Genomic DNA, 26,567 nt, shown 5'->3' with positions numbered 1-26,567 from the left:
GATTCCCACATGGCAAATCGCACTGACGAGTCGAACGAGCTGTCTCCCGCCAAGCGCATGCTGGTGGCGCTGGAGAAGATGCAGTCGCGGCTGAGTGCCGTGGAGGGCGCCGCGAAGGAGCCCATCGCCATCGTGGGCATGGCGTGCCGCTTCCCGAAGGCGGACGATGTGGAGGCCTACTGGCGTCTGCTCGAAGGGGGCGTTGACGCCGTGCGGGAGATTCCGCTCGACCGGTGGCCCCGGGAGGACGTCTCAGGTCTTGGGGAAGGCGCGATGCGCTGGGGCGGCTACCTGGACGCGGTGGACGGCTTCGACCCGGGCTTCTTCGGCATCTCTCCTCGCGAGGCCGTGCGGATGGACCCCCAGCAGCGCCTGCTGCTGGAGGTGGCGTGGGAGGCGCTCGAGGACGCGGGCCTGGACGTCGACAAGCTGTCGGGCAGCCGCAGCGGCGTCTTCATCGGCGCCTGCAATGACGACTACCACTGCATGCAGGTGGAGCAGCCGGAGACAGGCGACGCGTTCAGCGCCACGGGCGTCGCCGCCAGCGTCCTCTCCGGCCGCCTGTCCTATCTCTTCAACCTCCAGGGCCCGAGCCTGGTGGTGGATACGGCGTGCTCGTCCTCGCTCGTGTCGCTCCACCTGGCTTGCCAGAGCCTGCGGGCGCGCGAATGCAACATGGCGCTCGCCGGCGGTGTGAACCTGATTCTCTCGCCGCAGTCCGTGCAGCTCGTGGCCAAGCTCCAGGCGCTCGCGCCGGACGGCCGGAGCAAGGCTTTCGATGCCTCGGCCAACGGCTTCACCCGCGGGGAGGGCTGCGGCATCGTCGTCCTGAAGCGGCTGTCGGATGCGCTCGCGGACGGTGACCACATCCTGGCGACGATTCGTGGCTCGGCCATCAACCAGGATGGCAAGTCGACCGGGCTCACCACGCCCAACGTGCTCTCGCAGCAGGCACTCATCCGTCAGGCGCTGGACAGCGCGGGGCTGAAGCCGGAGCAGGTGAGCTACGTGGAGGCGCACGGCACCGGGACGCCCATCGGTGACCCCATCGAGGTGGAGGCGCTGCGCGAGGCCTACGGCGCGCCGCGCGCGGATGGTGGCGTGTGTGGCATTGGCTCGGTGAAGACGAACCTGGGACACCTGGAGTCCGCGGCGGGCGTGGCGGGCATCATGAAGGTCGTCCTCGCGATGCGTCACCAGCGCATCCCGGCGCACCTGCACCTCAAGCAGGTGAACCCGCGCATCCAGATGGAGGGCAGCGCGCTCACCATCCCCACGCGGCTCACCCCGTGGGAGACGTCCGGACAGCCCCGCCGCGCGGGCGTCAGCTCGTTCGGCATCAGCGGCACCAACGCCCACGTCATCCTCGAAGAGGCACCCGCTCCGACGGCGAAGGAGGCGCTGCCACCCCGGCCGGAGCTGTTGCCCCTGTCCGCGCGCAGCCGTGAAGCCCTCCAGGCCCTCGCGGAGCGTCATGCGGAGCGCCTGGGCCGGGAGGGGGCGGTGCGCCTCTCCGACGTCTGCTACACGGCGTCGTCCCACCGCACCCATCACACCCACCGGCTGGCGGTACTGGCGGACGCTCCCGAGCGCACCGCGGAGCGGCTCCGGGCCTTCGCGCGAGGCGAGCTGCCCGAGGGCACCTGGACGGGCCGCAAGGCGTTCGGCGCGCGCCGGAAGGTCGTCTTCGTCTACCCGGGGCAGGGCGCGCAGCGGGCAGGCATGGGCCGGGCACTGATGGAGCAGGAGCCGGTGTTCCGGGACGCGCTCGTCCAGGTGGACCAGGCGCTGCGGCCCCACCTGGGCTGGAGTGTGCTCGACGAAATCGCCGCGGACGAGCAGCGCTCGCGCCTGGCGGAGATCGACATCAACCAGCCAGTCCTCTTCGCCGTCGAGGTGGCGCTGACGGCGCTGTGGCGCTCCTGGGGCATCGAGCCCGACGCGGTGATGGGCCACAGCATGGGCGAGGTCGTCGCCGCGCACGTGGCTGGCGCGCTGAGCCTGGAGGATGCCTGCCTCATCATCTGCCACCGCAGCAAGCTGATGCGGAGCCTGGGCGGCCGCGGCGCGACCATGGCGCTGGTCGAGCTGTCGGCGGAGGAGGCCGAGGAGGCCATCCGTCCCTGGAGCGGCAAGCTCTGGCTGGGCGGCCTGAATGGCCCCCGCGCGCAGGTGCTGTCGGGGGAGCCGGAGGCGGTCCAGGAGGCAGTCGCGGCCCTGGGGCAGCGCGGCGTCTTCACCCGCTGGGTGAAGATGGACGTGCCGTCGCATACGCCGTTGGTGGAGGTCATCAGCCGCGAGCTGGAGGGCCGCGTGGCGCGCATCTCCCCGCGTGCCGCGCAGGTGCCCGTCTGCTCCACCGTGACGGGTGGGTTCCTGGAGGGCGCGAAGCTGGACGCCGCCCACTGGGGCAACAACCTCCGCCTCCCGGTTCGCTTCGAGGCGGCTACACGGCAGCTTTTGGCGAGCGAGCACACCGTGTTCATCGAGGTGAGCCCGCACCCTGTGCTGCTCCCGGCCGTCGAGCAGACGCTGGGCGCCGTGGACACGGAGGGCGTGGTGCTGGCTTCCCTGCGGCGTGGAGAGGACGAGCGGCACTCACTCCTGTCCTCGTTGGGCGCCCTCTACGCTGTGGGCCACCGTGTCGCGTGGAGCCGGCTGTACCCGGGCAAGGGGCTGCTCGTGCCGCTGCCTACGTACCCCTGGCAGCGCGAGCGCTTCTGGATGGAGCCGGTGTCCCGCGCGGCGCGGACGTCGAGGTCCACCACCGGGCATCCGCTCATCGGTGAGCGCATCGACCTGTCCGCGCAGGGGGATGTCACCCGGCTGTGGCAGGTGCAGCTGGGCCCGAAGCACTTCCCGCTGCTGTCGGAGCACCGCGTCCAGGGCGTGCCCGCCTTGCCCGCGGCGGCCATGGCCGACATGGCGCTGAGCGCGGCCAGCCAGACGCTGGGGGCACCCGTCTCCCTGGAAGAAGTGAGCTTCAGCGCGCTCATGGCCTTCCCGGAGGACGCGGAGCGGGTGCTCCAGTTGTGGCTCTCCGCGGAGCGTTCGGGGACCCACACGTTCCGGCTCTTCAGCGCGCCCGTGCTGCGGGAGGCGCCGACGGATGAGTTGAACTGGACGCTCCATGCGGAAGGCACCCTGCGCCCGGGCGACTCGACGTCTACGGAGCCCGCTGGCCTGGAGGCGCTGCGCGCGCGGCTGAGTACCCCGGTGTCCGTGGAGGCGCACTACCAGGGGCTGCGCGACATCGGCCTGGACTACGGCCCCAGCTACCGCGTCGTCACGGAGCTCTACCGCGCGGACGGTGAGGCGCTGGGCCGCGTGCAGCTCGCGGGCGAGCGGACAGCGGAAGACGCCCGGTACAACCTGCACCCCGCGTTGCTCGACGGTTGCTTCCAGGTCCTCGCGGCGGCGCTGGGCGGGGTGGACGGCGAAGGCGGCGTGTATGTCCCGTCGTCCTTCTCCCGGCTGCGCGCCCTGGCTCCGGCGGAGGCCGCGCTCTGGAGTCACGTTCGCATCGTCAACGGGGCTGCTCCGGGGGCGAGCGCCATCGAGTGCGATGTCACCCTCCTGGATGACGTGGGCCGGGTGGTGGCGGAGGTGCAGCGGCTGGTCTGCAAGAAGATCTCCGCGGCCAGTACGCCTGTCGATGAAGTGGACCGGTGGATGTACTCCGTCCAGTGGCAGCCGCAGCAGCGCGTGGCCCGGCAGGACGCTGGCGCCGCGCGTGGTGCGGGCCGGTGGCTCGTCTTCGCGGACGCGCGTGGCGTCGGACAGTCCCTGGTCCGGGGGCTCGCGGAGTACGCCGAGGCCTGCGTCGTGGTGGAGGCGGGGCCTGCCTACGCGCGGCTGTCCGAAGACCACTACCGCGTCAACCCGTCGCGCCTGGAGGACTTCCAGGCGCTCCTCCGAGACGCCTTCAGCGAGCAGTCGCCGTGCAAGGGCATGGTGCACCTGTACGGGCTCGACGTGGCGTCCAGCGTGGCGGAGCCAGACGACTTCGCGCAGGCCGTGACGCTGAGCGGGACCAGCGTGGTGTCCCTGCTCCAGGCGTGGGCCCAGCGGGGCTGGCGCGACGCACCGCGCCTGTGGCTGGTGACGTCGGGCTTGCACGTCCTCGCCCAGGACTCTGCGCCGGGCGCTCCGGGGGCCGCGCCGCTCGCGGGCCTCGCGGCCGTCATCACGCATGAGCATCCGGAGCTTCGCTGCGCCCATGTGGACCTGAGCGCGCAGCCGTCCCCCGAGGAAGTCACGTCGCTGGCCGGGGAGCTCCTGGCGGACGGCGCGGAGGACCGGGTCGCGCTGCGCGGGAGTCAGCGCCACGTCGCCCGGCTGGGGCGGAGTGTCGCGGGTGGCAAGGCGACCGAGCCACGTGAGCTCTCGGCGGAGGGCGCGTATCTCATCACCGGCGGTCTGGGCGGGCTCGGGCTGGAAGTGGCGAAGTGGCTCGTCCAGCGAGGCGCCCGGCACCTGGCGCTCACCGGACGGAGCGCGCCCAGCGACGAGGCGAACCGGACGCTGGAGGACCTCCGTGCAAGCGGCGCCGACGTGCGCGTCTACACGGCGGACGTCACCCGCGCCGATGAGGTGACGCGTCTTCTGGCTTCAATGGATGTGGAGCTGCCGCCGCTATGCGGCCTTGTCCACGCGGCGGGTGTCATCGCCGACGGGGTGCTGGCGCAGCTCGACGCCGAGCGGCTCCGCGCGGTGCTGGCTCCGAAGGTCCAGGGCGCCTGGAATCTGCATGCCCAGACGCTGGGCCGCCCGTTGGACTTCTTCGTGATGTTCTCCTCCGCGGCGTCGATGCTCGGCTCGCCAGGGCAGGGCAACTACGCGGCGGCCAACGCCTTCATGGACGTGCTCGCGCACCACCGGCGTGCGGCGGGGCTCCCCGCGTTGAGCGTCAACTGGGGCCCCTGGGCCGAGGTGGGCCTCGCCGCGGTGGCGACGAACCGGGGCGACCGCCTGGCCCTGCGCGGCGTGGGCAACATGCCACCCGCGCAAGCCCTGGACGCGCTGGGGCGCCTGTTGGCGAAGGACGCCGCCCAGGTGGCCGTGGTGCCGCTCGACCTGCGGCAATGGCGTGAGTTCTACCTGAGCGCGGCGCAGTCTCCCTTCCTCTCCGGGCTGATGCAGGAGCGGGTGAGCCCGCCGGCGTCACGCAGGGGCAGCGCGATGCAGCTGCTCGCGGCGGCGGAGCCTTCCCTGCGGCGGGGAGTGCTGGAGGGCTACCTGCGCGAGCAGCTCGGGCGCATCCTCCGCATGGAGCCGGCGCGCATCGACCCCGAGCAGCCGTTTGGAGACCTCGGGATGGACAGCCTCACGGGGCTGGAGCTGCGCAACCGGCTCGAGTCCGGGCTGAAGCTCACGCTGTCCGCGACGCTGGCCTATGCCTATCCCACGGTGCGGACGCTGACGGCGCACCTGTTCGGAAAGCTGGAGCCTGTCCTCGACGAGGGAGCCCGCGTCCCGGTGCGCCCGGTGGCGAAGGAGGCGCAGGCCGTTCCGGTGGCGGGCGCGACGGCGCAGGGCCCCGAGTTGCTCGCCATCGTCGGCATGGGCTGCCGCTTCCCGGGCGGCGCCAACGACCCGGAGGCGTACTGGCGGCTGCTGAGTGAAGGCGTGGACGCAGTCCGCGAGGTCCCCGCTGACCGCTGGAAGAGCAGCGCGGACGCGGCGGAGCACAAGGGCACGCGCTGGGGCGGCTTCCTGGACCGCGTGGATGGCTTCGACCCGGAGTTCTTCGGAATCGCGCCACGCGAGGCCGTGGCGATGGACCCGCAGCAGCGCCTGCTCCTCGAGGTCGCATGGGAGGCGCTGGAGGATGCGGGCCTGCCGAAGGCGCGCCTGTCGGGAACTCGGACAGGTGTCTTCGTCGGTGTCTGCGGCAATGACTACGCGATGCTCCAGGCGGAGCGCGACGTGGAGGGTGACGTCTACTCCGTCATCGGCTGCTCCAACAGCGTGATTGCCGGGCGGCTCTCGTACCTGCTGGACCTGCGGGGGCCGGCCCTGTCGGTGGACACGGCGTGCTCGTCTTCACTGGTGGCGCTGCACCTGGCTGGCCAGAGTCTGCGCAACCGCGAGTGCGACGCGGCGCTCGTGGGCGGCGTCAATCTGCTCCTGTCCCAGCGGCCCAGTTCCTGGCTCTCCAAGCTGACGGCGCTGTCTCCGGATGGGCGCTGCCGGACCTTCGACTCACGGGCGAATGGCTTCGTCCGGGGTGAAGGCTGCGGCGTCGTGGTGCTGAAGCGGCTCTCGGATGCGCTGGCCAGCGGTGACAACGTCCTGGGCGTGATTCGCGCCTCGGCGGTGAACCAGGACGGTGGCTCCACCGGCCTGACGACGCCCAACGTGCTGTCGCAGCAGGCCCTGATTCGCGAGGCCCTGACGGCGGCCCAGGTGTCGCCCAGGGACATTGGCTACATCGAAGCCCACGGAACCGGGACGCCACTCGGCGACCCGATAGAGGTGGAGGCGCTTCGGGAGACCTACGGCCACCGGCGCGAGGATGACTCGCGCTGCTTCCTCGGCTCCGCGAAGACGAACATCGGTCACCTGGAGGCGGCGGCCGGCATGGCGGGCCTCATCAAGGTGCTCCTCGCGCTCCGTCACGAGGCCATCCCGAAGCACCTGCACTTCAAGGCGCTCAACCCTCGCATCTCCATCGAGGACACGCCCTTCGCCATTCCGACGCAGCAACAGCCCTGGCCGGCCTCCCAGCGGCGCCGTTACGCGGCGGTGAGTTCCTTCGGCATCAGCGGGACGAACGCGCACGTGATTGTCGAAGAGGCGCCGGCGTCTTCGCCCGTGTCCGAGGCCACCCAGACGGCCGCGCGCCTGCTCACGCTGTCCGCGAGGAGCGATGGCGCCCTGCGCGCATTGGCCCGCTCGTACCACGCACTCCTGGCTCAACCCCGGGACGTGGCGCCGCGGCTCGAAGACCTCGCCTACACCGCGGCGCTGCGGCGCAATCCCCACGAACACCGGCTCGCGGTGGCTGGCCGCACGGCGGCGGAGTGGGGCGAACAGCTCCAGGCGTTCCTCGAAGACGGGGCGCCGCCGTACCTGACGACGGGCGTCGCGGAGGGGCGCCGGGAGCAGGTCGTCTTCATCTTCGGTGGCCAGGGCTCGCAGTGGCGGGGCATGGGGCGCGACCTCTTCGCGAGCAACGAAGCCTTCGCCGCCGCGCTGCGCGAGGTGGATGCGGCGCTGGCTCCGCACACCCAGAACTCCATCATCGACGCGCTGATGGCGGACGGCCCCGAGTCCCGTCTGGGGGAGACGGAGGTGGCCCAGCCCGCCATCTTCGCCATCCAGGTCGCGCTCGCGGCCGCATGGCGTGAGCTGGGCGTCGGCCCGGCCGCGGTCGTGGGGCACAGCGTGGGCGAGGTGGCCGCTGCGCACGTCGCCGGCGCGCTGAGCCTGGCCGAGGCCGCTCGGCTGGTGGCGCACCGCAGCCGCATCATGCAGAAGGCGACGGGCCAGGGTCGCATGGCCTCCGTCGAACTGTCGCCCCAAGAGGCCGAGCGCGAGCTGGCGCCCTACGTGGACCGGCTGTCGGTGGGGGCCATCAACGACGCCCGGAGTGTCGTTGTGTCGGGTGAGCCGGCGGCGCTCGGCGCGCTGCTCGAAAGCTTGCGTGCGCGAGGTGTCGCCACACGGGACCTGGGCGTCAACTACGCCTTCCACAGCCACCAGATGGCACCGCTCCAGGCCGAGCTGACCCAGGTCCTGAGTCACGTCGAGACGCGGCCGACGTCCATCCCGATGTTCTCGACGGTGAGCGGCGAGGCCGTCGACGGCACGTCCCTCGACGCGGCGTACTGGGCGAGCAACGTCCGCGAGCCGGTGCGGTTCTCGGCGGCGGTGGAAGCGTTGCTGGCGGACGGGCAGCGGCTCTTCGTCGAGCTGGGGCCCCAGCCCGCGCTCGGCCGGTACGTGTCGCAGGCGCTGGGACGCCGCGAGCTGGAAGGCGCTGTGGTGCCGTCGCTGCGCAAGGGGCGGGACGGCCAGACGGTGATGCTGGGCGCGCTGGGCGGGCTCTATGTGAAGGGCTACCCCGTGGAGTGGAGCCGGCTCTTCCCGGAGGGAGGCCGGGTCGCGGCGCTGCCGCTCTACCCATGGCAGCGCTTGCGGTACTGGATTGACGACGCTCCCGTGACGACGTTGACCCGGACCTCCGTGGCCCGGGGCGTGGACACGTCGAGCGCCCCGCGTCCGGATGACTGGGTCTACGACATCACCTGGCATGCGCGTGAGCGCGAGGCACCGTCGTCGCGCGCGCCCATGAACGAAGGGACCTGGCTCGTCTTCGGGGACCGCGAGGGCACAGGTGCCGCGCTGACGGCCCACCTGGAAGCCCAGGGCGAGTCGTGCTGGCTGGTCGTCCCCGGTGAGGTCGCGGTCGTCGAAGGCCAGAAGGTGCGGTCCATCCACCCGGACAACGCCGAGCACTACGCGCGGTTGCTCCAGGACGTGGGCCTGGTGAAGGCCGTGGTGCACCTGTGGGGCGCGGACAGCGTGTCCGGCGCGGAGCCCACGCTCGCGGAGGTGGAGTCCGCACAGAAGCGAGGCGTCCACACGGCGCTGCGGCTGGTGCAGGCACTGGTGAAGGCACCGTCCGCGAGCGGCGCCCGTTTGTGGCTGTGCACGCGGGGGGCCCAGCCGGTGGGCGACGTCACGAGCGGCTCGCCCATACACGCGCCGCTGTGGGGCCTGGGCCGTGTCCTGGCGCTGGAGCACCCGGAGGTCTGGGGCGGGCTGCTGGACCTGGACCCCGCCGCGCCGGAGGGCGAGGTGGAGGCGCTGTGGCGTGAGCTGTCCGGAGCGGATGGCGAGGACCAGGCGGCCTTCCGCGGTGGCACCCGCTACGTGGCTCGGCTGGTTCCCGCGGCGCCTGCCGCAGGCGGTGCCCGCCTCACGCTTCGCGCGGATGCGACGTACCTCGTCACGGGCGGATTGGGCGGATTGGGACTCCATGTGGCGCGCTGGCTCGTCTCCCAGGGGGCGCGTCACCTCGTGCTGCTGGGCCGGAAGGGACTGCCGGGCCGCGACGCGTGGGCCGCCATGCCCCGCGACAGTGACGTGGGCCGGCAGGTCGCCGCCATCGAGGCCATGGAAGCGGAGGGCGCCGTCGTCCACGCCCTCAGTTCCGATGTGGCGGATGCGGTACGCATGACGGAGGTCATCGACGCCGTCCAGCGTGGCCCGGCTCCGCTGAAGGGCGTCATCCACGCAGCGGGCGTGTCCACGCAGGTGTCGCTGGAGGCCATGGACGAGGCGGAGCTCGCCTCCATCCTGCGCCCGAAGGTGGCGGGGGGCTGGGTGCTGCACCAGGTCACGCAGGGGCTGGACCTGGACTTCACCGTCTATTTCTCTTCGGGCTCGGCGGTGTGGGGTTCGGCGCAGATGGCGCACTACGCCGCGGGCAACCAGTTCCTCGATGCGCTGGCGCACCATCGCCGCGCCCAGGGCCAGCACGCGCTGAGCATCAACTGGGGGCCGTGGGCGGCCGAGGGCATGGTCGCCGAGGAAGGGCTGCGCTGGTTCGAGCGCATCGGCGTGCGCGGGGTCACCGTGGAGAGCGGGCTCCAGTTGCTCGGAGCGCTGCTCGCAGCGGACGTGACGCAACGGAGCGTGGCGCGGATTGACTGGAGCCTCTTCAAGTCCGTGTACGAGGCGCGAGCGCCCAGGCCGCTCCTGGAGGCGCTCGGTGCGTCGTCCTCCGCGCCCACGCCGGTGGCGTCAGTGGACGGCAGCGAAGCACTGGCGCAGTTGCGCAACGCCACGCCAGCGCGGCGCAAGGAGCTGGTGACGTCGTGGGTGCGTGAGGAGGTGTCCCGGGTGCTGGGCTTCGCGTCCAGCGCGGCGGTGAAGCTGGAGCAGGGCTTCTTCGACACGGGGATGGATTCCATCACCGCCGTGGAGCTCCGGCGCCGGCTGGTGGCGCGCTTCGGTGTACAGCTCCCGTCCACCATCGCCTTCGACCGTCCGACCGTCCTGGCCCTCGCCACGTATCTGCTGAAGGACGTGCTCCGGCTGGAGGTGGAGGCGACCGAGGAGACGGGCCGCGTCGTGAGCAACGCGACGGAGCCCATTGCCATCATCGGCATTGGCTGCCGCGTCCCGCGGGCCTCGGGCCCCGACGCCTTCTGGAAGCTGCTGGAGGGCGGCGTGGACGCCATCCGCGAGGTCCCCACCTCGCGCTGGAAGGTGGACGAGTACTACGACGCGCGGCCGGGCGTCCCTGGCAAGACGTACACGCGCTGGGGTGGCTTCCTGGACGACGCGGATCAGTTCGACGCCCAGTTCTTCGGGATTGCGCCTCGCGAGGCCTCGAACATGGACCCACAGCAGCGGCTGCTGCTGGAGGTCGCCTGGGAGTCGTTGGAGCACGCGGGGCTCGCGCCCGCGCGGCTGGCCAACACCAAGACGGGGGTGTTCGTCGGCATCGGCAGCAACGAGTACGCGATGCTCAACGGCGTGGGCAGCGCGTCGGCGGCGGGCGACGCCTATATCGCCACCGGCAACGACGCGAGCTTCGCCGCGGGCCGGCTGGCCTACCTGCTCCGCTTCCAGGGGCCGGCGATGAGCCTCAACACGGCGTGCTCATCGTCACTGGTGGCCGTGCACCTCGCCTGCCAGGCCCTGCGTGGTGGCGAGGCCAACCTGGCGCTGGCGGGTGGCGTCAACATGACGCTCGCGCCGCACTCCACCATCTATCTGGCGCAGCTCCGGGCCCTGTCGGCGGACGGCCGGTGCAAGACGTTCGACGAAGCCGCCGACGGCTACGTGCGCAGCGAGGGCTGCGGCATGGTCGTCCTCAAGCGCCTGTCGGATGCGAAGCGGGATGGTGACGACATCCTCGCCGTCATCCGTGGCTCGGCCGTCAATCACGACGGCCCCAGCAGCGCGCTCACCGTGCCCAACGGGGATGCCCAGCAGCAGGTCCTCCGCGCCGCCCTGGCCAACGCGAACGTCGCGCCTTCCGACGTGGACTACATCGAGGCGCACGGCACGGGCACGTCGCTCGGTGACCCCATCGAGGTCCGCGCCGTGGCCAACGTGCTCGGCGAGGGCCGCGCGCCCCAGCAGCGGCTGATGATGGGCTCGGTGAAGACCAGCGTTGGCCACCTGGAGGCCGCGGCGGGCATCGCCGGGCTCATCAAGGTCGTCCTGGCGCACCGGCATGGCGTGATCCCGCCGCACCTGCACCTCAAGAAGCTCAACCCGCACATCGAGCTGAACGGCTTCCCGCTGGACATCCCGACGCAGGTCACCCCCTGGCCGGAGCGGACGCGTCCACGAATCGCCGGTATCAGCGCCTTCGGCTTGAGCGGCACCAACGCGCACATCCTCGTGGAGGAGGCGCCGCGGCCCGAGCCATTCAAGGCGCAGTCCGAGCGCGGCGCGCAGGTGCTCGCGCTCTCTGCGAAGACGAAGGGTGCGCTCGCGCAGCTCGTGGGCCGAGTCGGGGAGCACCTCGCCCAGCGGACGGAGCTATCGCTCGCGGATGTCGCCCACGCGGCGAACACCCAGCGCACGTCCTTCTCCCACCGCATGGCGCTCGTCGTGGAGACGGCGGAGCAGGCCCGGGAGCGGCTGCAAGCCTTCGCCCGAGGGGACGAAGTGCCCCGGCTGGCCCAGCACCGCTTCGAGGGTGAAGCGCCCAAGGTCGTCTTCGTCTTCACGGGACAGGGCGCGCAGTACGCGGGCATGGGCCGTGAGCTGTACGAAACGGAGCCCGTCTTCCGCGCGGCCCTGGACCGGTGCAACGCGCTGCTCGAGGGCGAGTGGAGCCACTCCCTCCTCTCGGTGATGCACGGGACGGACGCGCGCATCGACGACACCGGGTACACGCAGCCGACGCTCTTCGCGCTGGAGTACGCCCTGGCGGAGCTGTGGCGCTCCTGGGGTGTCGAGCCCTGGGCGGTGCTGGGGCACAGCGTGGGTGAGTACGTGGCCGCGTGTGTGGCGGGCGTGCTGGAGCTCGAGGACGCGCTCCGGCTCATCACCCGGCGCGCGCGGCTCATGCAGGCGCTGCCTCGCGCCGGGGAGATGGTGGCCATCACCGCGAGCGAGGCGGTCGTCGCGCAGGCCCTGGCGCCGTACGCGGACCGCGTGTCGATTGCCGCGGTCAACGGACCCACGGACACCGTCATCGCGGGCGAGCGTGAGGCAGTGGAGGCCCTCTCCGCCGCGCTTCAGGCGCAGGGCTTCAAGGCTCGGCGGCTCACCGTGTCCCACGCGTTCCACTCGCCGCTGATGGAGCCGATGCTGGATGCGTTCGAGAAGGCTGCGGGAGCACTCGCCTTCCGGGCGCCGCGAATCCACCTGGCGTCCAACGTCACGGGGCAGGTGCTGGAGGAAGGCACGGTGCTCGACGCCGGGTACTTCCGCCGCCACGTCCGTGAGGCCGTGCGTTTCCACGACGGCCTCATGGCGCTGCGGGCCCTGGGCGGCACCGTCTTCGTGGAGGTCGGCCCGCATCCGACGCTCACGGGCATGGCGCTCAAGGGCCTGGGGGACGACGCGGGCACCTGGCTGCCGTCGCTGCGCAAGGGACAGCCCGAGCAGGCGCAGATTCTCTCCAGCCTGGCCGCGCTCTACACCCAGGGCGTGGACGTGGACTGGAGCGCGCTGAACGGCGAGCGCCGCCGGACCCGTGTCGCGCTGCCCGTCTACCCGTGGCAGCACCAGCGGCACTGGCTGGATGCCCCGAAGGCGTCCCGCACACCCTCGACGCTCACCACGGCGCAGGCGCTCGTCGGCCAGCGGGTGCGCTCGCCCTTGAGCAAGTCTCTGGTCTTCGAGGGCCGCTACAGCGCGCGGTCGCTCCCGTTCCTGGAGGACCACCGGCTCTACGGCACCATCGTCGTGCCCGGCTCGTGCCACATCGCGCGCATCATCGCGACGGCGGCGCAGTCGTTCGGCGCGGGGCCGTACACCATCGAGAAGTGCGTCTTCTCGCAGCCCATCGTGCTCGCGGACGATGAGGAGCAGCTCGTGCAGCTCGTGCTCGCGCCCAAGGGACAGGGGCGGTACGACTTCGAGCTCTACAGCCTCTCCGCCACCGCCGATGAGGAGACCGAGGGATGGCTGCTGAACGGCACGGGGACGCTGTTGAGCGGAGACGGGCCCGCGCGTCCCGCGCCCCTCTCGCGACAGGACATCGAGGCGCGCTGCGCGCGTCAGCTCGACGGCGGGCTCTACGAGCGCAACTGGGACATCGGCTTCAACCTGGGGCACGCGTTCCGCTGGATTGAGCGCATCCACAGCGGAGGCCGCGAGGCGCTGTGTCAGATGCGCCTTCCCACGGAGCAGGACGACCGGAGCCTGTACGTCCACCCGGGCCTGGTCGACTCCTTCCTGCAGGCGATGGGAACGGACCTCATCCGCGAGGACGCGATGCTGAGCACCGTCTACGTCCCCATCTCCGTGGAGCGCCTCCGCTTCCACGCGCAGCCCACCGGCCCCGTCTGGGCCTACGCCGTGCGCAGGGACGCGGAGGAAGCCGTCGGCGAGGTCATCACCGGCGACGTCCTCGTGGTCGACGCGGAGGGCCAGGTACTCATCGAGATTGAGGGGCTGAAGCACAAGCGAGCGCCGCGCGAGGCCCTGATGGCGGTGCTGCGCCACGGCCAGCGGGACTCCCTCTACGAGCTGGGCTGGAAGCCGCGGCCCGCGTCCGAGGCGACGCCCGAAGCTGGTTGCTGGATTGTGTTCGCTGACACCGCGGGCACCGCGGAGGCGCTCGCGGAGCGCATCCAGAAGCAGGGCGGTCGCCCGGTACTGGTCCATCCGGGAGCGGCGTTCGTTCGTCATGGTGAAGGCCGCTTCACGCTGGATGCGCAGCGGCCCGACGACTACGCGCGGCTGCTCCAGGAAGCGGTGCTTCCCGGCGAGCCCCTCGGCGGCATCGTCCACCTCTGGGCGCTGCGTGGGCCCGGTGGCGAGGAGGTGGAGGCCCTGCGAGCGGCGCACCAACTGGGGGCGGGCAGCGCGCTCTCCCTGGCCCAGGCGCTGGCGAACTCCGCCCTCACCGCGCGCATCTGGTGGGTGACGCGGGGCGCCCGCGCGCTCGACACGCGTCCCACGCCGCTGGCGATGGAGCAGGTCCCCCTCTGGGGCCTGGGCGCCGTCTTCTCGCAGGAGCACCCCGAGCTGTGTGGCGCGCTCATCGACCTGGACCCCTCCGCCCTGGGGGACGCGGCCGACGCCATCTGGCGCGAGCTGGGCGCCACCGACGGTGAGCGGCAGGTGGTGATTCGCGAAGGGCAGCGTCACGTGGCCCGCCTTCGCGAATCGCGGGACGTGACGCGGACGGAGCCGCTCCGCCTGAACCCGGAGGCGAGCTACCTGCTCACGGGCGGGCTCGGTGGATTGGGCCTCTCGTTGGCCGGGTGGATGGTGGAGCGGGGCGCCAGGAGCCTGGTGCTCCTCGGACGCGGCGGCCCCAGGCCCGAAGCGCAAGAGGCCATCCGCGCGCTGGAGACGGCGGGGGCGAAGGTGCTCGTGCTCCAGGCGGACGTGTCGAAGCAGGAAGACGTCCGGCGCGCCTTGGCGGAAGCGGAGTCGCTTGCGCCGCTGCGCGGCGTGGTCCACGCGGCGGGGGTGCTGGACGACGGCGTCCTCCTGCAACAGGACTGGAAGCGCTTCACCCGGGTGCTCGCGCCCAAGGTGGACGGCGCGTGGCACCTGCACACGTTGACGCAGGGCAAGCCGCTCGACTTCTTCGTCCTGTACTCGTCTGCGTCGTCGCTGCTGGGCGCGCCGGGGCAGGGAAGCTACGCGGCGGCCAATGCCTTCCTGGACGCGCTGGCGCATCACCGGCGTGCCCTGGGGCTCCCGGCGCTGAGCATCAACTGGGGCCCCTGGGCCCAGGTGGGCATGGCCGCGGAGCTCGCGTCCCGCTACCAGGCGCAGGGAGTGGAGGCCTTCACCCCGGCCGAGGCGCTGGAGGCTCTCGGCAAGGCTTTCTGCCGCGCGCAGCCGCAGCTCACCCTGTTGCAGGTGCAGTGGTCGCGCTACCTGGCGCAGTTTCCCCGGGACGCGGCGCCCACGCTGCTCGCCGACGTCGCGGGCCAGGTGCGTGCCGAGCCCGAGGCGGACGGCCCGTCGGCCTCCGAGCTGCGGCGCCGGCTCGACAGCGCGGAACCCCGCCAGCGCATGGCGCTGCTGCTGGAGCACGTCCTGGACGCCGCGGTGCGGGTGCTCGGGCTGGAGTCCTCAGCGCCACTGGAGCCACGGCAGCGGCTGTTCGAGGTGGGAATGGACTCGTTGATGGCGCTGGAGCTGCGCAACCGGCTGCAGAAGACGGTCGGTGCGTCGCTGCCTTCGACGCTCGTCTTCGACTACCCGACGGCGGAGGCCATCGCGGCCTACCTGCTGGGCGAAGTCTTCGGCCAGGAGCCGCAGCTGGCCGCGGAAGGGCAGGGGGAGGCCCAGGACACGGTGCTTCTCGACCGAATCATGGAGCTATCACCGGATGAGCTCGCCGCTTCGCTCGAAGCGAAGCTCGCCGCACTGATGGAAGAAGGATCATGAGCAACTCGCCAAAGACAGCCGAGCCCTCCGCGTTGCAGCGCGCCGCGTTGCTCGTGGAGAAGATGCAGGCCCGCCTCGAGGTGGTGGAGCGCGCCCGGACCGAGCCCATCGCCGTCATCGGAATGGGTTGCCGTTTCCCCGGTGGCGCGGTTGATGGACCGTCGTACTGGCGGATCCTTCGAGACGGCGTGGACGCGCTCCGCGAGGTGCCCGAGTCCCGCTGGGACGTGCAGGCCTACTTCGACGCGACGCGCGGGATGCCGGGGAAGATGTACGGTACCCGCGGTGGCTTCCTCGATGACGTGGAGCACTTCGACGCCGAGTTCTTCGGCATCGCGCCCCGGGAAGCGGCGAGCCTGGACCCGCAGCAGCGCATCACCCTGGAGGTCGCGTGGGAGGCACTGGAGAACGCGGGCGTGGCGCCCGGTCAGCTCATGGGCAGCAAGACGGGCGTCTTCATGGGGGTGATGTCCAGCGACTACATGGCGCGCCTGCTCAAGGAGAATGACGCGACCCGCTTCGACGGGTACATGGCGACGGGCAACGGCTACAGCTTCGTCCCGGGGCGCATCTCCTACGTGCTGGGCCTGCAGGGGCCGTGCATGCCAATCGACACGGCGTGTTCGTCCTCGCTGGTGTCGCTCCACCTGGCCTGTGAGAGCCTCCGGCGCGGCGAGTCCAACCTCGCGCTCGCGGGCGGCGTCAATCTCATCCTGTCCCCTGAGACGACCGTCTGCCTCTGCAGCATGCAGGCGCTCGCGAGCGACGGTCGCTGCAAGACCTTTGACGCCGCGGCTGACGGGTATGTGCGAGGCGAGGGTTGCGGCATCCTCGTGCTCAAGCGCCTGTCGGACGCGCAGCGTGACGGCGACGACGTCCTCGCGCTGATTCGTGGCTCCGCCGTCAACCATGACGGGGCCAGCGGCGGCCTGACGGTGCCCAACGGACCGTCGCAGCAGGCCGTCGTGACGAAGGCGCTGGAGAACGCGCGTGTGTCGCCGGCCCTCGTGGGCTACATCGAAGCCCACGGCACGGGGACGCCGCTGGGTGACCCCATTGAGCTGCGGGCCCTGGGGGCCGTGCTGGGCAAGGGACGCCCGGAGGACCAGCCCTTCTTCATCGGCTCGGTGAAGACGAACATCGGCCACCTGGAGCCAGCCGCCGGAATCGCAGGTGTCATCAAGACGATTCTGTCGCTCCAGCACCGGGAGATTCCGCCGCACCTGCACTTCCATACGCCCAACCCCCATGTGGAGTGGGACCGCATCCCCGCGCGTGTCCCCGTCGAGCGGGTCCCCTGGCCGGCCCTCCAGGGGCGGCGCATCGCGGGCGTGAGCTCCTTCGGGTTGAGCGGCATCAACGCGCACGTGGTGTTGGAGGAGGCCCCCTCGACCACGTCCTCGCCCGTGCCCACGGAGGACGGGAAGGCGCAGCTCGTCGTCCTGTCCGCGAAGACGGCGCCTGCGCTGGCCGACCTGGCCAGGACGTGGAGCACCTTCCTGAGGGGCGAGGGCGTGGGGACGCTCGCGGACCTCAGCTACACGGCGGCCCTGTGCCGCACGCACCATGACCACCGGCTCGCGCTCGCGGCGAAGTCCTCACAGGAGTTGGTCGCGCAGCTCGACGCGTATGCCGCCGGAGAGAGTCACCCCGGCCTGTCCGTGGGACGCCGGAGCAACAGCCAGAAGGTCGTCTTCGTGTTCCCCGGGCAGGGCTCGCAGTGGCTCGGTATGGGACGGCGGCTGTACGCAGAGGATGCGACGTTCCGCGAGGCCATCGACCGGTGCCACGAGGCGCTGGGCCGCTATACGGACTGGTCGCTGCGCGAGCTGTTGACGAACCCCGAGCAGCAGCCGCGCTGGAATGACATCGACGTCATCCAACCGACGCTGTTCGCCTTGCAGGTGTCGCTCGCGGCGGTGTGGCGCTCACTGGGGCTGGAGCCGCACGCGGTGGTGGGGCACAGCATGGGCGAGGTCGCCGCGGCCCACGCCGCGGGTGCGCTGACGCTGGACGACGCCGCGCGCATCATCTGCGAGCGCAGCAAGCTGCTCCGGCGCGTGAGTGGCAAGGGCGCCATGGCGGTGGTGGACCTCTCGCGCGAGCAGGCGGAGGCGGAGCTGCGGGGCGCGGAGGACCGGATCGCCATCGCCGTCAGTAACGGCCCGAAGGCCACGGTGCTCTCGGGCGACCCGGCCGCGCTGAAGGAGGTGCTGGAGCGCCTGGAGCAGCGCGAGGTCTTCTGCCGCTGGGTGAAGGTGGACGTGGCGTCCCACAGTCCGCAGATGGACCCGCTCCGGCAGGATTTGCTCGAGCGGATGGCTGGCATCCGTCCCACGGGCAGCACGGTGCTGCTCTACTCGACGGTGACGGGTGCCCCCATTGACGGCCGGGAGCTGAGCGCCGCGTATTGGGTGCGCAACCTGCGACAGCCCGTGTTGTTCGCGGACGCGGTGCAGCGTCTCATCCAGGATGGGAACGTCCTGTTCATCGAGCTGAGCCCCCATCCCATCCTGGTGCCCTTCGTGGATGCGATGCTGCGCGAAGGCGACGCCTCCGGCCGAGGCCTGGTCGTCCCGAGCCTCCTCCGGGAGCAGGAAGAGTGGCCGACGCTGCTCGCGTCCCTGGGCGCGCTGGCCACCCGAGTGGACCGCGTGGACTGGCTCCGGCTGCATCCGGACAAGCGACGGCGCGTTGCACTGCCCGCGTATCCCTGGCAGCGGGAACGGCACTGGCTGGAGCTGGGGCCCACGCGCGCGGCGCGAGGCCACTTCGCGCGCTCGGGGGGGCATCCGCTCCTGGGCACCTCCTTCACGACCTCCGTGCAGCAGGAGACCCGCTTCTGGGAATCCACCCTGAGCGCGAGCGAGCCCGCGTTCCTCGCGGACCATCGCGTGGCGGGCTCGGTGGTGGTTCCAGGCGCGGCCTACCTGGAGATGGCGCTGTCCGCGGCGCACGCGCTGTCGGGCGGCGCAGCGCATGAGCTGGTCGACACCTCCTTCAAGGAGGGCCTGCTCCTGCCCGAGGGCCAGGAGCGCACCGTCCAGTTGGCGCTGCACGGCGAGCAGGGCCGCACCCTCACGTTCCAGCTCTCGAGCCAGAAGGCGGAGACGGAGTCGAGCGCGCCAGCGGGGTGGATGACCCACGTCGTGGGCCAGCTCCGTCTCCTGGAGACAGGGCCGTCGCCGCGGGCGCCCGAGCCGTTGGAGGTCATCCGCGAGCGCTGCCCCGACGTGCTGACCCAAGCGGCGCACTACGAGACGCTGGCACGCAACGGCGTGGCCTACGGGCCCGCGTTCCAGGGCGTGCAGCAGGTCTGGCGGGGGCGAGGGGAGGCGATCGGCCACCTCCGCCTGCCGGAGTCGTTGGCCACGCGGGCCTCGGCGTATCGAGTCCATCCCGCGTTGCTAGACGCCTGCTTCCAACTGGTGTCCGCCGCGGTGCCTCCGGAGGACGTGCCACGGGACGCGGGGCCCGCTGTCCCGGTGGCGCTCGAAAACCTGCGGCTTCACGCCCTGCCCGAGGCGGAGGCCTTCTGCCACGTCCGGATGCGGACACCCGAGGGCACGCGCCGAGGCGTCTACGCGTTCGACCTGGTGCTGCGCGATGCGTCCGGCACGGTGCTGCTGGAGGCGCTGGGGCTGCGGGTTCAGCAGCTGGATGCTCCCGTGGCGGACGCGGAGGGCAGGGACCTCTTCTTCGCCCAGGAGTGGCGCCATGCCCCCGCCGTCGAGCCGCTCCAGGCCTGGGGCGCCGAGGCGGGCGGGCGCTGGTTGCTCATCGCGGAGGGCAGTGAGCTGGCGGACTCGGTGGAGTCACAGCTCCGCGCGCGCCAGGGCGAAGTCACCCGTATCGACCTGGGTGGCTCCAGGCCGGGCCGCCGCGCCGTGGATGTATCGTCGCCGATGGCCTTCGATGAGGTGCTGACGGAGACGTTCGGCACAGGGGCCGCCGCGCGCGGCGTGATTCACCTGACGGGCCTGGAGTCAGGCGACGTGGACCCGTTGATGGGCTGCGGCGGCGTGCTGCACCTCGTGCAGGGGCTCTCCCGGATGGGGCTGTCGAGTCCGCCTCGTTTGTGGATGGTCACGACGGGGCTCCACCATGGTGCGGACAGCCGCTCCGCCGCGGACGTCGTGCAGGCTCCGTTGTGGGGCCTGGGGCGCACGCTCGCGCAGGAGCACGCCGAGCTGAAGTGCACGCGGGTGGACGTGTCCGCGCGCATGAGCATCGAGGACGCCGCTGGCGCGCTGGTGCGCGAGCTGCTCGTGGCGGACGCGGAGGAGGAACTCTCCCTCCGCCCTGATGGGCGGCATGTCGGCCGCATCGTCAGTGGCGAGCCCGGCAGGGCCTCCCATGAAGCGGTCGTCCCCGCCGAGGGCCAACCCTTCCGGGTCGAGCGTGATGCGCAAGGGCGCCAGGAGTACCGGTCCGCGGTCCGCCGTCCGCCGGGGCCTGGAGAGGTCGAACTCGAAGTCGGCGTGGCGGCGCGTCCGGGCCTGGGCAGGTCGTCAAACCCGGAGCGCTGGGACGAAGCAGGTGCCACCGCGTGCAGTGGACGCATCGTGGCCGTGGGCGAGGGCGTGAAGGACGTCACCGTGGGCGAGGAGCGCCTCGCGCTGGTGACGTCGGGCCTCGGGTCGCATCTGTGCGTGCCCGCTGGGAACACCGCGCTGCGCCCGCCCTCGGCGTCGCACGAAGAGGCCGCGGCGCTGGCGGCGACCGTGCTGCCTGTCTGGTACGGCCTGTTCCACCTGGGACGCGTGGAGAAGCGAGACCGTGTGTTGGTCCTCGGGGCCACGAGCGGACTCGGGCGAACGGCCATCCAGTTGGCACGGCGCATGGGGGCGGAGGTCTTCGCCGAAGCCACGGCGGACGGCCAGCGGGTCTCCCTGCTGGAGCTCGGCGCCGCCCACGTCGTGGACCCCGCGGACGCTTCATTCGCCACAGCGCTGCTGGATACGACGGGAGGCCGAGGGGTGGACCTGGCCGTCATCGCGCCGGGCGCTGTCGGCCACGGTCCGAGCCTCGCCGTGCTGGCGGAGGGGGCTCGCGTCATCGACTTGCGAGGGACGTCTGAAGCGCCCTCGGCCGGGGCTGCGAACGTCGCGTGGTGCGTGGTCGACGTGCACACCTTCGCGCGCCGCAAGCCCGACCGGTTCGCCCGGCTGTGGCGCGAGGTGAAGGACGCCTTCGAGGCCGGGGGCCTGCCTTCAGCCATCGAAGAGGTGAGCACGCTCACCCTGAATCATCCCGGGGCGCGCGTGGTGGTGCCGGCCACGGGGGCTCGACGGCTCCGCGCGGATGGGACGTACCTGGTGACGGGCGGCCTGGGCGGACTGGGCTTCGCGGTGGCGAAGTGGATGGTGGAGCAGGGCGCGCGTCACCTCGTCCTCCTCGGGCGTGACACCACGTTGACGCCCGCGCAGCAGGCGGACGTGGCCACGCTCGAAGCGGAGGGGGCGCGCGTGCGGGTGATGGGCGCGGATGTGTCCGACCGCGCTCAGGTGGCCCGGGTGTTCGCGGAGATTGCCGAGGGGGGCACACCGCTGCGAGGCGTCATCCACGCGGCGGGTGTGCTGGATGACGGCGTCCTGTTGCAGCAGACGGTGGAGCGCTTCCGCCGGGTGATGGCGCCCAAGGTCCGCGGTGGTTGGAACCTGCATGTCTTGACGCGCGAGCTGCCGCTCGACTTCTTCGTGCTGTACTCGTCGGCGGCCTCGCTGTTTGGCGCACCAGGGCAGGGGAACTACGTGGCAGCCAATGCCTTCCTCGACGCGCTGGCCCATCACCGCCGGGTGCTGGGGCTGCCAGGCCTGAGCATCAACTGGGGGCCCTTCTCCGAGGTCGGCCTGGCCGCCGCGCAGTCGAACCGGGGAGTGCGCCTGGCGCAGCGGGGCTCCGACAGCCTGACGCCCGCGGAAGGCAACGCCATCCTGGGCCGGCTGTTGGATGGTGACGTGACGCAGATGGCCGTCATGCCGCTCGACCTCCACAAGTGGGTGGAGTTCTATCCGCGCGCGAAGTCCTCGCTCTGGCTGTCGGAGCTCGTCCCGGCCAACGCGGGGGAGGGCGCGCGGGCCGCCAGGGATGTGGAGTTGCTTGAAGCCTTGCGGACGGCGACGCCTCGGGACGCGCGGGTGGCGCTGGAGAAGTTCGTTCGCGAGCAGCTGGGCCGGGTGCTCCGGCTCGACTCCGCGCGCATCGACGCGGAGGCGCCGCTGCAGGGCTTCGGGCTCGACTCGCTGATGGGGCTCGAGCTGCGCAACCGGTTGGCGTCGGGACTGGGGCTGTCGCTCCCGGCGTCACTGATTTGGAAGCACCCGACGCTGGATGCGCTCTGCGCGCATCTCCAGAGTGAGGTCATGGATCGCGCCCTGGCTGAGACGCTCGCAACCCAGGCAGAGGCGGTCGAAACCAACGACAACGAGGTCTTCGTCCTATGAGTGTACGGGAGCTGTTGGGCACCCTCGCGGCCAGGGGGGTTCGCCTGCGTGTCGACGGTGACAAGCTGGTGGTGGAGGCGGGAAAGGCCGTCCTCACGCCGGAGCTGCGGACCGAGCTGGCGGCGAACAAGGCCGACATCCTCGCGTTCCTGCGCAAGCACACCGCGCGCAACGAGGCGGGCAGCGGCTCGGAGCAGCCCGTCACGAGGCCCCAGGTCATCCCACTGTCCAGCGGCCAGGAGCGGCTCTGGTTCCTGGACCGGCTGTCACCGGGCACCGCGCAGTACAACGTCCATCTGGGATTGCGGGTCCGCGGCGCGCTGGACCCGCTGGCGCTGCGCCGGAGCCTGGACGAGCTGGTCCGGCGGCACGAGGTCCTCCGGACGTCCTTCCCGGAGGTGGACGGAAGTCCAAGACAGTTCATCGCGTCGCCCGACGTGGGCGCGTCGCTGCGCGTCGTGGAGGTTCGAGGGCTGACGGAGGCGCAGCGCGACGAGGAGGTCCGACGGCGCTCGGAGGCCCTGGCCCAGCAGCCCTTCGACTTGTCCCAGGGGCCCCTGTTCCGCGTGACGCTGGTGTCCCTGGACGACGACGACTCCGCGCTCTTCGTGACGAAGCACCACATCATCACGGATGGCTGGTCGCTTGGCGTCTTCGTCCGGGAGCTGTCCGCGCTCTACGCGTTTTTCGTGAGGGGGCAGGCCGCGGCCTTGCCGCCCGTGTCCATGCAGTTCGCCGAGTCGGCCCTGCGTGAGCAGGCCTGGCTGGCGGGGCCTGCTGGTGCCCGGGAGCGGGCCTTCTGGGAGGAGCAGCTCCAGGGCCTGCCGCCGCTTCAGCTCCCCGTGGACCGTGGCGTGTCCAGCGCCACGAGCCACCGCGGCGCGACCGTGCCCGTGGCCTTCTCGCCCGCGTTGAGCGAGGCGCTGCGGGAGCTCGGCCAACGTGAAGGCTGCAGCCTCTTCATGGTGCTCTACGCCGCGTTCGCCGCGCTGCTGCACCGCTACTCGGGGCAGGTCGACTTCGGCGTGGGGACGGTGACCGCGAACCGCGGGAGCGTGCCACCGGACCTCATCGGCTTCATCGCCAACACGCTGGTGCTCCGGAGTGACGTGTCCGGGGACCCGGCCTTCTCGCAGTGGCTGGCCCGGGCGCGCAAGACGGTGCTCGACGCGCAGGACCACCAGGCGCTGCCCTTCAGCGAAGTGGTGAAGGCGGTCGGTGCATCGCGTGAGGGCGGGCTCAACCCGCTGGTGCGCGCCTGCTTCACGCTGGAGAACATCCCCGCGCCCACGCTGGATCTGCCCGGGACGCGCTGGTCCTTCCTGGGCGGAGCGCCCGACGGCAGCGTGGAAGGCGTCGCCAAGTTCGAGCTGTCGCTCATCCTGGCCTCCGGCGAACAGGGCCTGGCTGGCATGCTCGAATACTCGCGAGAGGTCTTCGACGCCTCGACGGCGGAGCGGATGGTGGGGCACCTCCAGGTGCTGCTGGAGGCCGTCGTCGCGAAGCCGGAGACGCCCCTGTCGAAGCTGCCCGTGCTGTCGGCGGAAGAGCGGACGCGGCTGCTCACGGCATGGAATGGTCCGGCGCTCGGCGTCCCGGCGCTGTGCATGCACGAGCTCATCCAGGCCCAGGTGGAGCGGACGCCGAACGCCGTGGCCGTGGTGAGCGGAGCGCGGACGCTGACCTACGCCGCGCTCAACCGCCGGGCGAACCAACTGGCCCATCACCTGCGGCGGCTGGGCGTGCGGCCCGAGGCGCGCGTGGGGCTCTGCGTCGAGCGGACGGAGGAGCTCGTCATCGGGCTGCTGGCCATCCTCAAGGCCGGCGGTGCCTATGTTCCACTGGACCCCGCCTACCCGAAGGAGCGGCTGGCGCTCATCCTGGAGGACGCCCAGGTGCCCGTGCTGCTCACGCAGCAGCGGCTGCTCCCGGAGCTTCCCGTCACCGAGGCGCGGGTGGTGTGCCTGGACGCGGATGCCGCCACCCTCGGCGCCGAGCCGGAGACGAACCCCGGGCGTGTCACTACGCCGGAGTCGCTCGCGTACCTCATCTACACCTCGGGCTCCACCGGCAAGCCCAAGGGCGTGATGATTGACCACCGGAACGCCGTGGCCTTCTTGCAGTGGGCCCAGAGCGTCTTCTCGCCGGAGTCGCTGGCGGGGACGCTGGCGTCGACGTCCATCTGCTTCGACCTGTCCGTCTTTGAAATCTTCACCCCCCTGTGCCGTGGGGCGAAGGTCATCGTCGCGAAGAACGCGCTGGAGCTGCCCGAGCTGCCCGCGGCGAAGGAGGTGACGCTCATCAACACCGTGCCCTCGGCCATGGGCGCGCTGCTGCGAGGGGGCGGGGTGCCGGCGTCGGTCACCACCGTCAACCTGGCGGGCGAGGCGCTGGCGGGGGCGCTGGTCGACGCCATCTACGCCATGGGCCACGTGCGGGACGTCTTCAACCTCTACGGCCCGAGCGAGACGACGACCTACTCCACGTTCACCCGTGTGAACCGGGGCGAGACGCCGACCATTGGCCGGCCCGTGGCAAACACCCAGGTCTACGTGCTGGACGCGAACCGAGAGCCCATGCCAGTGGGGGTGCCGGGTGAGGTCTACATTGGTGGGCATGGTGTCGCGCGAGGCTACCTGGGCCGGACGGAGCTGACGGCGGAGCGGTTCGTGACGTCTCCCTTCGCGGGGGATGCGGGCGCGCACCTGTACCGGACGGGGGACCTGGCGCGGTGGCTGCCGGACGGGCAACTCGAATACCTGGGCCGCATGGATCACCAGGTGAAGCTCCGCGGCTTCCGTATCGAGCTGGGAGAGATTGGCGCTGCGCTGCAGGTGCACCCAGGCCTCCGCGATGCGGTCGTCGTCGTGCGAGAAGGCCCGGGCGCGGACAAGCAGTTGGTGGCGTATGTGGTGGGCCGCGACGGGAAGGCCCCCGAGCCGGGTGAGCTGCGCGACCACCTGAAGTCCCGGCTGCCCGAGTACATGGTGCCCTTCGTGTTCGTGAGCCTGGAGGCCCTGCCGCTCACGCCGAACGGAAAGGTGGACCGCGCCGCGCTCCCCGCGCCGGAGCGTGTGGGCTCCGGCGCGGCGAAGGCGCACGTCGCGCCGAGAACACCTGGGGAGGCCATGCTGGCGGACATCTGGTGTCAGGTCCTCGGGGTGGAGCAGGTGGGCGTGCACGACCACTTCTTCGAGCTTGGAGGCCACTCACTGCTGCTTTACCGGGTGCTGGTCCTCGCGCGGGCCGCGTCGGGCGCGGACATCCCGCTGAGGGCGCTGTTGCAGTCGCCGACGCTGGAGGAGATGGCGCGCACCATCGAGGCCGCGAAGACGGGCGCGCTGCCGGTCCACGACGTGGTGGCGGAGCTGGAGGTGGACGCCGTGCTGGAGGCCGGGCTGGTGCCGGGAACGGCGCTGCCGCCGACCTCCGGCCCCGCGCGCGCGGTGCTGCTGACGGGCGCCACGGGCTTCCTCGGCGCATTCCTGCTGGAGGCGCTCTGCCAGAAGACGCAGGCGCGCATCCATTGCCTGGTCCGCTCCAAGTCGGAGCAGGAGGGGCTGGCGCGGATCCGCAAGAACCTGGAGAGCTACTCGCTGTGGCGCGAAGACCTGGCGGAGCGAATCGTCCCCGTTCGGGGAGACATCGGCCAGCCCCTGCTGGGCCTGTCGGAAGTGGAGTTCCAGCGGCTGTCGGAGGCGGTGGACGCCGTCTATCACAACGGCGCGCTCGTCAATTTCATCTACCCCTACGAGTCGATGCGCGCAGCGAACGTGCTTGGTACGCGGGAGATACTGCGCTTGTGCATGCGCACGCGCATCAAGCCGCTGCACTATGTCTCCACGGTTTCGGTGCTGCCCGTGGGGCGCCAGCTGCCCTTCCGCGAGGATGAACCGCTGGGAGCCGCTGCGAGCCTGTCGGGCGGCTACGCCCAGAGCAAGTGGGTGGCGGAGAAGCTCGTGCGTGAGGCCTCGCACCGAGGACTTCCAGTGACGATTCACCGGCCGGGGCGGGTGACGGGGCACAGCCGGACGGGGGCGTGGAACACGGACGACCTGGTGTGCAGGACCCTCAAGGGCTGCGTCCAGTTGGGGAGTGCGCCCAGCGTGGACGCGCTGCTGGACGTGACGCCGGTGGACTACGTGAGCAGCGCCATCGTGGACCTGTCCCTGCGTCCCGAGTCCATTGGCCAGACGTTCCACCTGGTCAACCCGCAGTCCGTGCGAGCGGACGAGATGTGGAGCCACATGCGCGCTTTCGGCTACGGGCTGCGCGTGCTCCCCTATGACGAGTGGCTCGCCGAGCTCGGCCTCGCGGCGCCGGAAGACCGTGAGCTGGGAGACCTGCTCCTGTTCCTCCAGCAGGTGCCGCCCGAGGACCGGAGCGTGGGTGGACCGCGCATGGTGGTCTGCGACAGCGGCCACACGCTGAAGGCGTTGGGAGGAACAGGGACGTCGTGTCCGTCCGTGGATGCCACGTTGATCAAGACGTATCTCTCCTCGCTGGTGCAGCGCGGCTTCCTGGCCGCGCCCGGAGGGCGGTGAAGACCAGGGCATCGGCCTGACA

General features: G+C 71.4%; 3 protein-coding genes. All 3 read left to right on the top strand.

The genetic code is table 11. The features are described from left to right. The first annotated feature begins 9 nt into the window (after positions 1 to 9). From HV824_RS02990 to HV824_RS02980, 3 genes are read left to right on the top strand one after another with little or no spacing between them, the layout of a single operon-like run. On the top strand, positions 10 to 15,555 hold the full coding sequence (locus HV824_RS02990) for a type I polyketide synthase (protein ID WP_176422613.1): 15,546 nt from the start codon (positions 10 to 12) through the stop codon (positions 15,553 to 15,555). Beyond that, positions 15,552 to 22,001 (top strand): type I polyketide synthase, encoded by a 6,450-nt coding sequence (locus HV824_RS02985; RefSeq protein WP_176422612.1) that lies wholly within the window; start codon positions 15,552 to 15,554, stop codon positions 21,999 to 22,001. Before HV824_RS02990 ends, HV824_RS02985 begins: the two co-directional genes overlap by 4 nt. Beyond that, complete coding sequence (locus tag HV824_RS02980) at positions 21,998 to 26,545, top strand: non-ribosomal peptide synthetase (protein ID WP_176422611.1); 4,548 nt, start codon at positions 21,998 to 22,000, stop codon at positions 26,543 to 26,545. The genes HV824_RS02985 and HV824_RS02980 overlap by 4 nt, the downstream gene beginning before the upstream one ends. Positions 26,546 to 26,567: the final 22 nt, after the last annotated feature.

This window comes from Myxococcus sp. AM009 (assembly GCF_013372605.1).
Taxonomy (GTDB): Bacteria; Myxococcota; Myxococcia; order Myxococcales; family Myxococcaceae; genus Myxococcus; species Myxococcus vastator.
Note: the sequence above shows the minus strand (reverse complement) of the source record. Positions and strands in the feature narration are given on the sequence as shown.